The sequence below is a fragment of the Actinomadura geliboluensis genome (assembly GCF_043197915.1).
Lineage (GTDB): Bacteria > Actinomycetota > Actinomycetes > Streptosporangiales > Streptosporangiaceae > Spirillospora > Spirillospora geliboluensis.
Genome location: NZ_JBICUA010000008.1, coordinates 70,349 through 85,756 on the forward strand (window position 1 = coordinate 70,349; position 15,408 = coordinate 85,756).

General features: G+C 71.1%; 14 protein-coding genes. 10 read left to right on the forward strand and 4 right to left on the reverse strand.

Annotated elements, in window-relative coordinates:
* Positions 1–3: 3 nt before the first annotated feature.
* Together nhaA and acs are read right to left on the reverse strand one after the other, a co-directional pair.
* Positions 4–1,242: a Na+/H+ antiporter NhaA gene (nhaA, locus tag ACGFI1_RS25170; protein WP_386871877.1), complete on the reverse strand. Its 1,239-nt coding sequence runs from the start codon at positions 1,240–1,242 to the stop codon at positions 4–6.
* A gap of 220 nt (positions 1,243–1,462) precedes the next feature.
* Complete coding sequence (gene acs, locus ACGFI1_RS25175) at positions 1,463–3,430, reverse strand: acetate--CoA ligase (RefSeq protein WP_138636937.1); 1,968 nt, start codon at positions 3,428–3,430, stop codon at positions 1,463–1,465.
* Positions 3,431–3,714: 284 nt separating this feature from the next.
* Between acs and ACGFI1_RS25180 the strand changes: the two genes are divergently transcribed.
* The 10 genes from ACGFI1_RS25180 (at position 3,715) to ACGFI1_RS25225 (ending at position 13,631) form a co-directional block, all read left to right on the forward strand.
* The gene (locus tag ACGFI1_RS25180) at positions 3,715–4,506 is read left to right on the forward strand and encodes a Fic family protein (protein WP_392745084.1); all 792 of its coding nucleotides are present in this window, start codon (positions 3,715–3,717) and stop codon (positions 4,504–4,506) included.
* A 33-nt stretch (positions 4,507–4,539) separates the two neighbouring features.
* Positions 4,540–5,157 carry a pentapeptide repeat-containing protein gene (locus tag ACGFI1_RS25185; RefSeq protein WP_138641058.1) on the forward strand — a complete coding sequence of 206 codons (618 nt, stop codon included), beginning with the start codon at positions 4,540–4,542 and terminating at the stop codon, positions 5,155–5,157.
* Between the two features lie 920 nt (positions 5,158–6,077).
* Positions 6,078–7,154, forward strand: a complete 1,077-nt coding sequence (gene ssd / locus ACGFI1_RS25190) for a septum site-determining protein Ssd (protein ID WP_392788414.1) — start codon at positions 6,078–6,080, stop codon at positions 7,152–7,154.
* A 64-nt stretch (positions 7,155–7,218) separates the two neighbouring features.
* Positions 7,219–8,370, forward strand: a complete 1,152-nt coding sequence (locus ACGFI1_RS25195) for a TadA family conjugal transfer-associated ATPase (RefSeq protein ID WP_392788418.1) — start codon at positions 7,219–7,221, stop codon at positions 8,368–8,370.
* Positions 8,371–8,552: 182 nt separating this feature from the next.
* Positions 8,553–9,062, forward strand: a complete 510-nt coding sequence (locus ACGFI1_RS25200; RefSeq protein WP_392743974.1) for a type II secretion system F family protein — start codon at positions 8,553–8,555, stop codon at positions 9,060–9,062.
* 357 nt (positions 9,063–9,419) lie between these two features.
* Positions 9,420–10,244 (forward strand): type II secretion system F family protein, encoded by an 825-nt coding sequence (locus ACGFI1_RS25205; RefSeq protein ID WP_392788421.1) that lies wholly within the window; start codon positions 9,420–9,422, stop codon positions 10,242–10,244.
* An 88-nt stretch (positions 10,245–10,332) separates the two neighbouring features.
* Positions 10,333–10,527, forward strand: coding sequence for a DUF4244 domain-containing protein (locus tag ACGFI1_RS25210; RefSeq protein WP_138641052.1), 195 nt, complete (start codon positions 10,333–10,335; stop codon positions 10,525–10,527).
* 11 nt (positions 10,528–10,538) lie between these two features.
* Positions 10,539–10,919 carry a TadE family type IV pilus minor pilin gene (locus tag ACGFI1_RS25215; RefSeq protein ID WP_392788425.1) on the forward strand — a complete coding sequence of 127 codons (381 nt, stop codon included), beginning with the start codon at positions 10,539–10,541 and terminating at the stop codon, positions 10,917–10,919.
* 876 nt (positions 10,920–11,795) lie between these two features.
* Positions 11,796–12,170, forward strand: coding sequence for an Rv3654c family TadE-like protein (locus ACGFI1_RS25220; RefSeq protein WP_392788428.1), 375 nt, complete (start codon positions 11,796–11,798; stop codon positions 12,168–12,170).
* A 207-nt stretch (positions 12,171–12,377) separates the two neighbouring features.
* Positions 12,378–13,631 (forward strand): hypothetical protein, encoded by a 1,254-nt coding sequence (locus ACGFI1_RS25225; protein ID WP_392788430.1) that lies wholly within the window; start codon positions 12,378–12,380, stop codon positions 13,629–13,631.
* Positions 13,632–14,045: 414 nt separating this feature from the next.
* On the opposite strand, the gene ACGFI1_RS25230 is transcribed toward ACGFI1_RS25225, so the two are convergent.
* Entirely contained in the window at positions 14,046–14,408 is a 363-nt protein-coding gene (locus ACGFI1_RS25230; RefSeq protein WP_392788433.1) for a hypothetical protein, read from the reverse strand.
* Between the two features lie 357 nt (positions 14,409–14,765).
* Positions 14,766–15,359: a TetR/AcrR family transcriptional regulator gene (locus ACGFI1_RS25235; protein ID WP_392788435.1), complete on the reverse strand. Its 594-nt coding sequence runs from the start codon at positions 15,357–15,359 to the stop codon at positions 14,766–14,768.
* Between the last annotated feature and the right edge of the window lie 49 nt (positions 15,360–15,408).

The following is a 15,408-nucleotide window of genomic DNA, read 5'->3' on the forward strand; positions in this document are numbered from 1 at the left end:
TCCTTAGTCCGGGCGCGCGCGCACACGCACCCTTCTCCGGAAGACGACGGCCGCGGCCGCCGAGGCGAGAACGCTCGCGATCAGGACCGCAGTCGTCACTCTCTCGAATTGTGACGGGTCGGTATAGGCCAAACCGCCGATCAGCAGCGAAACGGTGAAACCCACCCCGGCGAGGAGCGCGACCCCCGCGATCTCATGCCAGTGCAGGTCCTCACCGAGCGTCGCCAGGTTGAGCTTGACCGCCGCCCACGCGCCGCCGAAGACCCCCAAGAACTTACCGATCACCAGTCCGGCGACCACGCCGAGGGCCACCCGGTCGGTGAACACGGCGCCCAACTGGGACGCGCCGAGCCCGACACCGGCCGACACGAAGGCGAACACGGGCACGGCCACGCCGGCCGAGAACGGCCGGAGGAAGTGGTCGGCGCGCTCCGCGTTCGTGGCCCGTCCGTCAGGGGTCTCCTTGGGGCTGGTGAGCATCCCCAGGGCCACGGCGGCGACCGTTGCGTGGATCCCGCTCCGCTGAAGGAAGTACCAGGCCAGGACGGCGATGGGCACGTACACCCATGGTGAGCGGAAGTTCTTTCGCTGCAGCGCCCCATAGACGACGATGAGGAACACCGCGAGGCCCAGGAACAGCCAGTGCAGGGTGTCCGTGTAGAAGAGCGCGATGATGCCGATGGCTATCAGGTCGTCCACCACGGCCAGCGTCAGCAGGAACGCGCGCAGGGGCGCCGGGCATGAGGTGAACGTCACGGCGAGGACGGCCAGCGCGAACGCGATGTCCGTCGCCGTCGGCACGGCCCAGCCCCGCAACGCCCCCGGTTCCCCCGCGCTCACCATGAGGAAGATGAGCGCGGGCATCACCACACCGGCCGCCGCCGCTATCACCGGCAGGGCCGCGTCCCGCGGGTTGCGGAGTTCGCCGTGCGTCAGTTCCTCGCGCAGTTCAAGCCCGGCGATGAAGAAGAACACCGCCAGCAGACCGCTCGACGCCCAGTGCTGCACGTCCATGTGCCCGAGGTGCAGCCAGTGCGGGCTGATCTCGAACGTGCGGAGGCTCTCGTAGGCGTCCGCCCAGGGAGTGTTGGCCCACACCAGCGCGGCGATCGCCGCCAGCAGCATGACGACCCCGCCGATCGTCTCCATGCGCAACGCGCTGGCGACCTGCCCGCTGTAGCGGACGGTCGGACGGACGGGCCACGTCGCGGCGACGCGGCGCCTCATGGTCGGGCGCGCCATGTGAAAAACCCCTGGGAAGTCGGCGGACGGTCGGTCAAGGCACGGCCCGTACACCACTACGGGACGTTCCTGCCGACCAGACTTCCCGGCGCACCAGAGGACATTTTACCTGCTGGATCACCCCGTCCGCCAAGCCGGGCCTCCTCCCGCGACGCGGAACGGCCCGCGCCCCGGGTGGGCGCGGGCCGTTCTCACGGTGCTGCGAGGACGCCGGCGGCGGTCAGTCGTCGGACTTGGCGGCGGGGAGCTTCTCCGCGATCAGGTCCATGACCGTGCTGTCGGCCAGCGTCGTGACGTCACCGATGCTGCGGTTCTCGGCGACGTCGCGGAGCAGCCGTCGCATGATCTTCCCGGAGCGGGTCTTCGGCAGCTCCGGGACGATCATGATCTGGCGCGGCTTGGCGATCGGGCCGAGCGTCTTCGACACGTGCTCGCGGAGCTCGCGCAGGAAGTCCTCGCCCTCCACGTCGCCGCCCGCGTCACCGCGCGGGATGACGAACGCGACGATCGCCTGCCCGGTCACCGGGTCGGTCGCGCCGACGACCGCCGACTCGGCGACCTTCGGGTGCGCGACCAGCGCCGACTCCACCTCCGTCGTGGAGATGTTGTGCCCGGACACGAGCATGACGTCGTCCACGCGGCCGAGGAGCCACATGTCGCCGTCCTCGTCCTTCTTGGCGCCGTCACCGGCGAAGTACAGGCCCTCGAACCGCGACCAGTACGTCTTGACGTACCGCTCGTCGTCGCCCCAGATCGTGCGGAGCATGCCCGGCCACGGCTCCCGGACCACCATGAACCCGCCGCCGCCGTTCGGCACCGACCGGCCCTGGTCGTCCACCACGTCCGCGGCGATGCCGGGCAGGGGACGCATCGCCGCCCCCGGCTTCGCCGCGGTGACGCCCGGCAGCGGGCTGATCATGATGGCGCCGGTCTCCGTCTGCCACCACGTGTCGACCACCGGCGTCCGGTCGGCGCCGATGTTCTTGCGGTACCAGATGTAGGCCTCCGGGTTGATCGGCTCGCCGACCGACCCGAGGACGCGCAGGGACGACAGGTCGTACTGCGCGGGGATGTCGTCGCCCCACTTCATGAACGTACGGATCGCCGTGGGCGCCGTGTAGAAGATGGACACCTTGTACTTCTGGATGACGTCCCACCAGCGCCCCCTGTTGGGCGTGTCAGGGGTTCCCTCGTAGATGACGCTGGTCGACCCGTTGGCGAGCGGCCCGTACACGATGTAGGAGTGCCCGGTCACCCAGCCGATGTCGGCCGAGCACCAGTAGACGTCCGTCTCGGGCTTGAGGTCGAACACGGCCCAGTGCGTGTAGGCGCACTGCGTCAGGTAGCCGCCGGTGGTGTGCAGGATGCCCTTCGGCTTACCCGTCGTCCCGGAGGTGTACAGAATGTACAGCGGGTGCTCCGAGTCCATGGGCTCGGCGGTGTGCTCCTCGCTCTGCCGTTCGACGACGTCGTGCCACCACAGGTCGCGGTCGTTCTCGGCGACCTGCTCGCCGGTGCGGCGCACCACGAGGACGTGCTCGATCGTCGGCGTCTGCGCGACGGCCTCGTCCACGATGCCCTTGAGGTCGGACGGCTTGCCGCGCCGGAACCCGCCGTCCGCGGTGATGACGAGCTTGGCCTGCGCGTCGTCGATGCGGGTCCGGAGGGCCTCGGACGAGAAGCCGCCGAACACCACCGAGTGGGTCGCGCCGATGCGCGCGCACGCCAGCATCGAGATCGGCAGCTCGGGAATCATCGGCAGGTAGATCGCCACCCGGTCGCCCTTGCGCACGCCCAGTTCGAGCAGGGCGTTGGCGGTCTTGTTCACCTCGCGCTGGAGGTCGGCATAGGTGAGCGTACGGGTGTCCCCCGGCTCACCCTCCCAGTGGTAGGCGACCTTCGCTCCCCGCCCGGCCTCGACATGACGGTCGACGCAGTTGTAGGCGACGTTCAGCTCGCCACCCACGTACCACTTGGCGAACGGGGGATTGCTCCAGTCCAGGACCTCGTCCCACCGCTTGGTCCAGGTGAGGCGCTCGGCCTGCTCGGCCCAGAAGCCCAGGCTGTCCTCCGCGGCCTGCTCGTAGGCGTCGGCCTTGACGTTGGCGGAGGCGGCGAGATCGGCGGGCGGGGCGAAGCGGCGCGTCTCCTGCAGAAGGTTCGACAGTGTCTCTTGGCTCTGGCTCAACGCGAACTCCTTGCTAGGTGATGCGGGGTCGCCCGGTATCCCCACTTCACCAGGAACATCCCGGTCTTCACAAGGCCGGACCCCCTGAAGTGGAAGACGAACGCGACCGGCTCCCACGACTCGGGCGTGTTGTGATCCCCGACACGACTGGGCCTTCCCAGGTCCGCTATCCGGGAACCGTCTCCGTTCTACGCCTCCCCGGCGCCTTACGCGAGCGCCCAGGCGGAGCATGTGGAGCGCGGGGCGTTGCGCGGGCGCGGATGGGGACCGCATAAAGTCGGGCCGTGACCGATGCCCTTGCTCATGTAGCGCAACTGCCCGGGGTGGCCGGCGCCGTCGATGACGCGCGCAAGGCCGTTGACCGGCTGCTCGGCCACCGCATCCTGCGGCGGCGCAGTGCCGAGGTGTCCACGGAGTCCGCGCTGCGCGGCGCCAGGGCCTCGGCCGTCCTCGACGGCGCGTCGGTCACGCTGGACGAGCTCCGCACCACCGAGAGTCCGTCCGACCCCGTCGTACAGGGCTCGCTGCGCGTGTCGGCCGAGCTCGGGACGTTGACGGACGTCTGGCGCAACGCTCCCCGGCAGGCGCTCGCACGGCTCCACGTCCTGGCGGCGGCCGACGTGGTGGACAGCGCCGACCTCGGACGCCCCCGCACCACCGACGCCGCCGTTAAGGACGTTCTCGGCCTCGGTGAGCCGCCGTCGCCGTCCGAGGTGGCGGCGCGCCTGGACGCGCTCAGCGGGCTGCTGACCTCTCCCACGAAGGCCCCCGCGCTCGTGGTCGCGGCCATCGTGCACGGTGAACTGCTGACGCTGCGCCCCTTCGGTTGGGGGGACGGGCTGGTCGCACGCGCCGCCCAGCGGCTCACGCTGGTCTCCCGTGGGCTCGACCCCAAATCGCTGGTCGCACCCGAGGTCGGCCACCTGGAACTGGTGGACGACTACGCGCCCGCCCTGCGGGACTACTCGTCGGGCACGTCCGAGGGCGTCGCGCGGTGGGTCGTCCACTGCTCGACGGCCGTGGCCGCCGCCGCCCGGGACTCGCAGGCCATCTGCGAAGCGTTCATGCGGGGCTGAGTTCTGTCGGAGGGTTCGGCCATGCTGGGCCGCATGGCCGAACGCATGCACGGACGACCGGCGGCACCCACCGAGACCACGATCGCGTCGGCGAACTGGGACTCGCGTGACCTGACGGGCGAGCACCACGAGAACGTCCTGTTCGTGGACGTGGACATGACCGAGGCCACCGGTACCGGCGCCGTCTTCACCGAGTGCACGTTCCGCGGGGTGCGCTTCAACGCGTCCACCCACACGGACGCCGCGTTCGTGAACTGCACCTTCGTACGGTGCGGTTTCTTCGACGCCACCTTCGCGGGCTGCAAGCTCGTGGGCAGCATGTTCGACTCGTGTACGTACGACCTGCTGAAGGTGGAGGGCGGCGACTGGTCGTTCACCGGCCTGCCGGGCGCCGACCTGCGGCGCACGTCGTTCACCGATGTCCGCATGCGCGAGGCCGACCTCACGGGCGCGCGGTGCGCCGAAGCGGAGATCCGCCGGGTCGACCTGTCGGGGGCGTACCTCCACCGAGCCGACCTGTCCGGCTGCGATCTGCGCGGCAGCGACCTCTCGGCGGTGGACCCGTCCGCCACCGTGCTGAAGGGCGCGGTGATCGACCCGCACCAGGCGATCGCCCTGGCGACGGCCCTCGGGCTGGAGGTCCGCGACTAGCGCCGGCCGGACACGAAGCGGGCGGCGCCCCACCGGGGAGCGCCGCCGCCGAGCACGTCACACCGGGTTACCAAGCGTGCACCTCAAATCCGTCGGATCGGGTCAAGCCCGTCTCGACGCGCCTCCCGCGGCTGGTCGCGCGTGGGTGCCCGGATGCCGTGCCAGGACCGTGGTCCTAACAACCTGTCTACGCCTCATTCCCCCTGTTGACAAGCCCCTATTCGCAAAGTGCCGACCGCGGTCGCGGGCGGCGCCGAACGGGACGCCGGTGCCCGGTGCGGCCGCTGCGGGATATTCCGGGCTATCCGTAACCGCCATGCCGGTCAGAGAATTGATCACTCACTGTGATCGTTTCTTTTTGGCGGCCGATCAGCCATGTGGCCGGAAGAATCTTTAGTTCTGCTGTACGCTCCCACTTCCGCCCCGATGCACGCGGGCCGTGCGCGGGCGCGGGAGGCCCTGCCGTGGAGGGGCACGGGCGCCGTGCGGGCGCCCCGGCGAGCGCGTCGTACCGGCGGATGAGAAAATCGCCATGCGCCGGGTGAGTTTGCGTCTCGACGGAACTCTCGACGATCGGGCAGCATATGTTGTACTTCCTAGACTGGAGTCAGTGAGTTTGCCTCTCCCATAGGCGGACTTACGCACGGCTCGGCCTGAACTCCACTGAGACTTTCCTGGGAAAGCGGACCGGCTCTACCCCCCCGGAGCCGGACCGCCCGGCGACCCCCGCTCTCCCCCCCCGGCGGGGGTCGCCCAGTCGTCGAGGGGGGGGGGGGGGGGGGGGGGGGGGGGGGGGGGGGCGCCCCCCCCCCCCCCCCCCCCGCCCGCCGGCGAAGTTATCCACAGTTCGAGGAACCTCGTCGCGGTCGCCGCCCCGCTCCGCAAGGTGGATGTCTCCGGAAACATCGAGGGAGCATCCGATGAACCTTGCGGCACTGATCGTCACGAGCGACCCCGCCCTCGCCGACGGCCTGCTCCGCCTCGCGGCCGCCGCCGACGCCCACGCCGAGGTCGCCTACGGTGCCGACGAGGCCAGACCCGCCTGGACCTGGCCCGCCCTGATCCTCGTGGGAGCCGACATGGCCGAGGACGTCGCGTCCGCCGACCTCCCGCGCCGCCAGGGCATCGTCCTCGTCACCGGCGACGGCGACACACCGGAGGCGTACCGCCTCGCGGTCGAGGCCGGCGCGCAGGACGTCGCCGTGCTGCCCGACCACGAGGACTGGCTGATCAACGCGTTCGCCGCCGCCTGCGAACCCGAGGGCGGCTGGGCCACCACCGTCTGCGTCGGCGGCTCCCGCGGCGGTGTCGGCGCCAGCACCCTCGCCGCCGCGCTCGCCCTGGCCGCCGCCGGCCAGGGCCTGCGCACCCTCCTCCTCGACGCCGACCCGTTCGGCGGCGGCATCGACCTCATGCTGGGCCTGGAGGGCCACGAGGGCGTCCGCTGGCCCGACCTGGCCGAACGCCGCGGCCGCCTGAACACCGCCGCCCTCCGCGAGACCCTCCCCGGCACGGGCGACCTGTCCGTCCTGTCCTGGCGGCGCGGCGAACCCGTCCCGATCCCCGACGAGGCCGTGCGCGCCCTGCTCGACGCCGCCGCCCGCGGCTTCGACCTGGTCATCGCCGACGTCCCTCGCTACCCCGGCGACATCGGCCGCGCCGCGCTCAGTGCCGCCGCCGCCACCTTCCTGCTCGTCCCCGCCGAGGTCCGCGCAACCGTCGCGGCCGCCGGCATAGCCGCGACGTTCCGCCGCTACACCTCCGACCTGCGCCTGGTCGTCCAGGGCCCGGCCCCCGGCGGCCTCACCGCCGAAGCGATCGCCCACGCCCTCGACATCCCGTCCGCCGGCACCTACGACCGCGACCGCCGCCTCCCCGCAGCCGTCGAAGAGGGCGACCTCCAACGAGCCTGCCGCCGCGGCCCCCTGGCCGACTTCTGCACCAAGACCCTCGCCGACCTGGCCCTCCAGCCCTACGCCTACCGAGAAGCAGCCTGACCCACCCCGCTGGCGACGGTGTGCACCACAAGGCGCCGCTCAGAAGGAGACGAGGAGAGGCGGTATGACGAGGTTGTCGGACGCGGTGCGGGATCGGCTCGCCGGTAGTGGCGGGGAGGCGACGACCGGCCGGGTTGCCGCAGCGCTGCGGGCGGAAGAACGCCTCCTCGGTGATCGTGAGGTACTGACCCTGGCGGACGAGTTATGCGCCGAGTTCGTCGGCGCCGGGCCGCTGGAACCGCTGCTGCGCTCCCCGGACGTCACCGATGTCCTGGTCAACGGCCCGAACGAGGTGTGGGCTGACACGGGCGCCGGTCTCGTCCGCACGCCGGTCCGCTTCACGGACGAAGCGTCGCTGCGGCGCCTGGCGCAGCGCCTCACCGCCGCAGCCGGACGCAGGCTCGACGACGCGGCCCCCTACGCCGATGCCCGTCTGCCGGGCGGGGTCCGGCTCCATGCCGTCCTGCCTCCGGTGGCCGCGAGTGGCACGTGCCTGTCGCTCCGGCTGCCCAGGCGCCGCGCGTTCACCCTGGACGAGCTGGTAGCGGCCCGGACCGTCCCACCCGAGGGCGCCGAAATCCTCGCCGCCCTGATCAAGTCGCGCGCCGCGTTCTTGATCACCGGCGGTACCGGAACCGGCAAGACCACCCTCCTGAGCAGCGTGCTGTCCCTGGTGAACCCGGCCGAACGACTCCTCCTCGTCGAAGACTCCGCCGAGCTGAAACCGTCCCATCCGCATGTCGTGAGGCTGGAGGCCCGTCCGCCGAACATGGAGGGCGCCGGAGGCGTGACACTGAACGATCTCGTCCGCCAGGCGCTCCGCATGCGTCCCGACCGCCTGGTGGTCGGGGAGGTCAGAGGCCCAGAGGTAGTTGTTCTCCTGCAGGCGCTCAACACGGGCCACGAAGGCGGCTGCGGCACCCTCCACGCCAACACCGCCGCGGACGTGCCCGCCCGGCTTGAAGCCCTGGGCTGCGCGGCGGGCTTGAGCCGGGAGGCGGTCCACAGCCAACTGGCCGCCGCGCTGGACATCGTTGTCCACCTGGCGCGCGACCCGGCCGGTGGACGGCGGCGCGTGGCCGAGATCTGCGTCCTGCACAGAGCGCCCGACGGGCTGGTGGGCGTGATTCCCGCGGTCTCGTTCACCACGTCCGGCGAGGTCGTCCCGGCCGACGGCGCCCCCGCGCTGCATGACCGGCTGCGAGGTGACCGTTGATCATCGCGTTCGCGGCGCTCTGCTCGGCCGCCGTCGTCTGGACGGTCCTCGCACCTCCTGCCGCCCGACGCCGCTTTGACCGCCTCACAACGCCTCGCTCGACGCACCCCCTTCACCTGCTGAGAGCCAGAGTCGATGCGCTGAAAGAGCGCAGAGCCCAACCGCAACGATGGCGGACGTCCGTGATCGAACTCTGCGACGCCATGGCCGCCGAACTCGCCGCCGGCCGAACTCCGGATGAGGCGTTCACAGCCGCCGCAGCCGTCCTCCACCCTCAGGTGTCCGCAGAACTCCTCCAAACCACTCGCGCGCCCCCCGAGCACCTGGACGACCTGGCGACGCGTCCGGGGGCCGAAGGTCTGCGCCTCTTGGCGGCCTGCTGGCGCATCGGCGCGGAACGCGGCGGCACCCTCGCCACCGTCCTGGACGGCCTGGCAGGGGCTCTCCGCGACGAAGAGGCCCAACGCCAGGACGTGTCGGTCCAACTGGCGGGCCCTCGCGCCACGGCCCGCCTGCTCGCCGCCCTCCCGCTCCTCGGCCTGGGCATGGCCGCGGCCCTGGGCGCCCACCCGATCCCCTTCCTCTGCGGCACCCTCCCCGGCCTGGCGTGCCTGATCACAGGAACGACCCTCAACCTGCTCGGCCTCCACTGGACCCGCCGCCTGGCCCGATCCGCCGAATCCCCCACCTAACCCGCACCACGTCCACAGGGTGCAGCCGAACAGCAGCAGCTCGCCGCACCGCCTGTTGCCGCAGGCATGGAGGCGAGGCCGATGAAGCCGAGGCTGTCGGTCCGGCCGTCCTGGTAGAGCAGGGCAGCGATGGGGGGTACGGCGCGTCGGTGACGCCGGCGGCGTGCCAAGCAGGTGTGTCGGTGCCTTGCGGAGGTGCTCTTCGCTGTCGCGCGGCTGATCGCCTCGCATGGAGCTCTACGGGTTTGTCTGTTGTGAGTCGACGGCCGGGGTCCGCATCCCTGCCTGCGATGGGGGCCTGATGTGGCGGGACGGAGGTCATAGGTGGCTATGGGGTGAGAGGGAGTAGGTGAGGTGATGATCGCCTTGGCGGCCGTGCTTTGTGCGGCGCTGTCGGCGTTTCTTCTTCCCAGGGGGATGAACACCGCCGAGAAGAGGCTGGAGGGTCAGTTCCAAAGTTCTCGTCCGAGGCAAGGCATCGCAGGTGAGCGAGCTCTGATGCCCAGGGGCTCGGGGCACGATGGTCGTGGTCGGGCCGACGGTGAGAAGGAAGGCGACTCACAGGAGAGGCGACGGCGCGACGCTCCCCTAAGGCATGCAGCCGCGGGCTCCGCGGGCGTGTTGTGCCTGGTGTTGTTGGGCGGTCTGCTCGGTGCCGTAGTCGGTGCCGGCGCCGCGGGGGCCGTCTGGTTCTGGTTCGGCCGCGTTGGAGGTGCGGAGGACCGGCGCAGACGTGCGCGCCTTATCGCTGACCTTCCCATCGCGGTGGACCTGTTAGCCGCCTGCCTGTGCGGCGGTGCTCCTTGGCATGGCGCGGTCACTGCGGTCGCGGACGCGGTGGGAGGCCCGTTGGGGGACGAACTTCGGGACGTCTCTGTTCAGATCAGCCTCGGTGCAGACCCGGCGGACGCCTGGCTTGCGCTCACGAGAGAACCAATGCTCGCGCCACTTGCTCGTACGGCCGTCCGAGCGACGACCACAGGCGCGGCCCTCGCTCCCTCTCTCAGCCGCCTCGCGCGCGATCAGCGTCGCGTAGCCCGGACGGCGGCCGCCACCAGGGCCCGTGCGGCCGGAATCCGGGCGCTCGCCCCTCTCGGACTGTGCTTCCTGCCTGCCTTCGTGCTGCTCGGCGTCGTCCCGGCCGTCGCGGGAATCGCCGCGACGATCCTCCTGCCCAGGTGAGCCGGGTTTTCCACAGAATTCGGTTCGCTCACCGGCTGGCGTGCCCGCCCGGCAGCCTGAAGTCGAATCACGAGCGAAAGGAGCCCGCATGCGGGCGATGAAGATGGTGATGCGTCGATGGTCCAGGATGTCTGCGGACCGAGGAATGTCCACCGCGGAGTACGCGGTCGGGACCATCGCCGCGGCGGCGTTCGCCGGCTTGCTGTTCAAGATTGTGACGAGCTCGCAGGTGAGGTCGCTGCTCTTACAGATCATCGAGAAGGCCCTCAAGATCGCGAGCTGAGGGACCGAGGGATGGCCACGGCGGAGATCGCCGTGGCTCTCCCCGCCCTCGTGCTGATCACTGCGGCCGCGCTGTGGGGCCTGATGGCGGTGTCCGTGCAGCTCACCTGCACGGACGCCGCCCGCACTGGGGCTCGTGCGGCAGCCCGGGGAGAGTCCCTCACCGCAGTGCGCGAACTGGTGATCCGGGCGGTCCCGAAGGGCGCGACCGTGCGAGTGCGCCGAGACGAGGCCACCGTCCACGTGGACGTCTCCGTCGCGGTGCGTCCCCCGGCCGCGATCGGCCTTCCACCCCTGATGGTCCAAGCTCATGTGGCCGCCGCGACCGAGCCCGGTGTAGGCCCCGACGCCGCTTCCCCGCCGGTCAGCCAGACGCGGCACCCAACCTCCTGACCGGCGGCCGTTCACCTGGCCGGTCATGGTGGCGCGACGGTCGGCGCTGGACCACAACATCGCGGCGCTAGCCGCGTTCTGCGGCGAACACGGGCTGGCGTTCGCGCCGCACGGCAAGGCGACCATGGCCCCGGCCACGCCACCGGGCGGGCCGACGACTTGCGCTGGTCGGCGGTGTCGGCCTTGCAGGTGACGGCGGGCAGGAGGACTCGGCGTCCTCAAGTGCGCGTCCCTCCCGGTCGAGCAACTGCCACGGCCTTTGCCAGCCGGGAGGCACCACTCGCGTATGCGTCCGTAACGACAGGCACGGCACGAGCCCGGGCCGGATGGGATGCCGACGGCCGGATGCGTCCGGCTGGGTTAGGGGGAGGGCTGCATGAGGTTGGGGCGGTGATGAGCGCAGCGGCACCTGGGCGGATCGGGGGCGGTGACGATGGCGCTGAACGACTGCGCGGGATGAGGCCGGGGGTGGTGGCGACGAGGCAGGTGCGTTGAGGGGCCCCGGGTGCGGTAGCGGAGAACGGCTGGGGGCGAGCAGGCAAACGTCGACGCCCGACCCAGCCGCACGACCTTGTCGGCCGCGTCCTGCCCGTCCCGGTACGCGGCGGCCACCAGCCGGCTCGGTACCGGGGGCGATGAAGTTGGGTGTGCGGGGCGGGACTAGGGGGCGATCGACAGGCTGCGCGGATCGGGTCGGGAGCGGTGTCCATGAGCGGGTGCGCAGTGGTGCACCAGGACGAGGCCGAGGGGTGATCGCGCGGGTGTGGGCGGGCTGGGCGGTGATGATCGACAGGCTGCACGGGAGAGAGAGCGGGAGTGGTGGCGCTAGGAGCGGGTGCGCGGCGGGCGCGTCGGGACGAGGACGGGGGCGGGGTTATGAGGCGGGTGGTCGGAGGGGATCGGGGGGCGGGGACCGTGTGGGTGGTGGCGTTTGCTGCTGTCGTGTGGGTTGCGGGGGTGGCGGCGATTGCCGTGGGCGGGGTGCGGGGAGCACGGCAGCGGGGTGATGCGGCCGCCGATATGGCCGCGTTGGCGGCGGCGGCGCGGGTGGCGGATGGTGGTCGTTCGGCATGTGCACGGGCCCGGGAGATTGCGGCCGGCTCCGGTGCGCGGCTGACACAGTGCCGGGTCAGGGGTGACGACGTTGAGGTCACGGTGACCGTCCGGCTAAAGGTGCCGATGGGGATCGGGGACTTGCGAGTCATTTCTCGGGCCAGGGCTGGTCCTGTGGGACGGGACGGCGTACCCTGACGCGACACGAATCGTTGCACTGAATGTCAATAGGATGGGAGGAGTCGCGGAGGATGCCAACACGTTTCGCTTTGTCATCGTCCTGTGACTTCTGCTACCCAGTGGTACGTTACGCTGCCGTAAGCGCATAGTTATCACCAGAAGCGGTGTGCCCCCGCGAGGCCCGGCGGGATGAGACGAGCAGGACACTGTCGAAGGGACTGAGGCGTGACCATCATTCGCAGGATCGGTGCGATCGCGCTCGCGGCGCCCCTTGCGATGAGCTTCCCGATCCTCGGCGCTCTGCCCGCGCAGGCCGCCTCGACGAGTGTGATCACCCCGGCGGACGGTGCGGTGATCACGAGCGGCTCCCAGGTGACGGCCAAGGCCCACTTCGACTTCGCGTTCACGATGCAGCTGCGGGTGAGCGGCCCCGGGCTCGGCGACACCTTCCTCGCGGAGCGCGGCTTCTCTGGTGACATGTCCGGTACCTTCCCGATCACCCAGAACGGGACCTACAAGGTCTTTCTGCGGGGCAAGCAGACCGGTCACGTCTACGACTCCAACACCTTCACCGTGCGGATCGCCCCGGCGGCTCCCGGCGGCGTCAGCGCGACCGTGTCGGGCAGCAAGCTCGCCGTGAAATGGAGCCGGGGCGTTGAGGACGACCTCACCGGCTACGCGCTCTCGGGTTCCGGCGTGAAGTCCAGGTCCGGTTCCCTGGCCTCTCTCTGCCAGGGGACGAGCTGCTCCACCACCCTGTCACTGACCAGGTCGAGCGGTGTGGTCTCCGTGGGCGTCCGGGCGCAGCGGTCCAACGGGGACGGCGGATCGCTGTACTCCCCCACCTCCACGGCGTCGGCCATGGTGGGCGGCGGAGTCGGCTCGACGGTTCCGGGCGGTGCGGCTCCGTCCCTGCCGTCCAATTCCAGCGTGCCCAGCGCCAGCACGCCGCTGACGCCGTTCAACAACGAGTCGCCGATCACGCTGCCGTCCGTCCAGCCGGAAGGCGCGACGCCCGGCTTCGCCTACCCCGCGCCGCAGATCGCCACCGACACGCCGAAGGCGCAGAACGTCGCGGCGACCGACCGGCTCCAGTGGGGCAAGAGCGTGGGCATCGCGCTGGTGCTCCTGATCGTCGCCGCGCACCTCGGCACCTGGACGCGCCGCCTCCGCGTCGCCCAAGCGGGTACGAGCAGCAACGGCATGGCGGCCCGCATGGCGCGCGGTGGAACCGGTCGCAAGCGGGTCAAGAAGGCCCGCGAGCAGATCGCCCGCGCTGAGGCCCGCGCCAAGACGGCCCCGGTCATGTCCGCTGTCGCGTCGGCCAAGCCGGCTGGGGCGAAGGACGCTGGACGTCCTGCGTCGAAGACCAAGCCCGCCCGCCGCCACGCGGGTCCGGGCAAGGGACCCAGTGGCGTGAACGTCCGGATTGCCGCCCCGGAGAACAAGCCCAAGCGCGGCGGCCGCCGCCGCAAGTGATCCGCCAGCTGTCCTTCTAGAGACTGATGAAGCGCTGCGGCTAGGCCGGGGCGCAAGGTCCGTCCCGGGGCATGCGTTAGCCGAGTTCCGTCCAGCCATGCTTGGGAGTCGGCGGCTCTCGCTGGTCCCTCTGGCAAGCCTGGCCTGTCGTCGTTGCTTGCGGGCCGATTGCCGTGTCCAGGGACGCGAGCCCACTCGGTTGCGCCAGCCACACGGTGCCGCCAGCCGGAAGGGCATGCGCAACCACAGCACGGCCACGCCCGCGCTCTTGGCCCACGCCTGCGTTCTCGGCCACGCCTGCGTTCTTGGCCACGCCCGCGCTCTCCGCCACGCCTCGTCTCCGCCACGCCGCGTCTCCGCCACGCCCGCGCTCCGGGCTCACGCCCGTGCTCTCCGCCACGCGGATGTTCTCGGTCACGCCAGCGTTCTCGGTAACGTCCGCGTTCTTGGCCACCCGCGCGCTCTCCACCATGCGGGGCACTCCGCCACGTGCGCGCCCGCGTTCTCGGTAACGTCCGCGCTCTTGGCCACCCGTGCGCTCTCCGCCACCCGCATGCCCTCGGCCACCCGCGCGCTCTCCGACACGTGTGCGCCTGCGCTCTCGGTTACGTGGGCGTTCTCGGTTACGTGGGCGTTCTCGGTAACGCCCGCGTTCTTGGTCACCCGCGCGTTCTCGGTCACGCCCGCGCTCTCCGCCACGCGGACGTTCTCGGTCATGCCTGCGTTCTCGGTCACCCGCGCGCTCTCCGCCACGCGTGCGCCCGCGCTCTCGGTCACGCGTGCGTTTTCGGCTGCGCGGGCGTTTTCCCGGCCACACGCGGGCTCTCTGCCACGCGTGCGTTCTCGGCCACGCGTGTGCGTGCGCTCTTGGCCACGCGTGCTCGTAGGGGCTCGTTAGAGGTTTTTGCGCTGGTCAGGGTGTGGGCTTGTGCTGTCGTCGTGCGGGTCTGTGCGGCTAGCGGGCGGACTTGGGCTGTCGTCGCGCGGGCTAGCGGCCGGGTTTGTGTGTTGTCGTGTGGGCCTGCGTGCTGTGGTTGGGGCCGGTAGGACGTCCAGTGTTAGTGACGTGGGGCGGCGACGGGCTAGTGCCGCGTGCGAACCGCGAGTGATGTGGCTGGGGGCACACGGGGCTGGTCAGGTGAAGGCGCCGGACTTGGCGGCGAGGGTGGTGGTTTTGGCGGCTTGGGCGGGGAGGTGCGGGTCGGGGGGTGTGCGGAGGAGGACGAGGTGGTGGTACAGGGGGGCCGTGGCGGAGATCAGTAGGCGGCGGGCGTTGGTGCGGGGCGGGGTTTCGCCGCGTTCGATGGCGCGGGTGACGACGATCTCGCAGCGGGTGTAGCGGTCCTCCCAGAGGCGTTGCTGGGCACGGGCGGCCTTTTCCGAGCGGAACGAGGCGGCGATCAGGGCCGCCATGATCGGGGGCTCGGCGGCCATGGCGTCCTGGATCTCGTGGTTGAGGGCCGCCAGGTCGCCTTCCAGGGTGCCGGTGTCCGGTGGGCACCAGTCGTCGTCGCCTGCCGCGTCGAGGACGTCGGCGAGGAGGCCGCCGACGTCGGTCCAGCGCCGGTACACCGTGGCGCGGTGGACGCCGGCGCGGGCGGCGACGGCGTCCATGGTGAGCCCGTCGTAGCCGTGCTCGCCGAGTTCCGCGCGGACGGCGTCGAGCACCTGCGCGCGGACGCGGGCGGTACGGCCGCCGGGGCGGCGGCCGGCTGTCGCGGAGGTCATCGCCGGTTGTCCGATTGCTTGGAGGGATGGGCTGTGGCACCATCTTAAT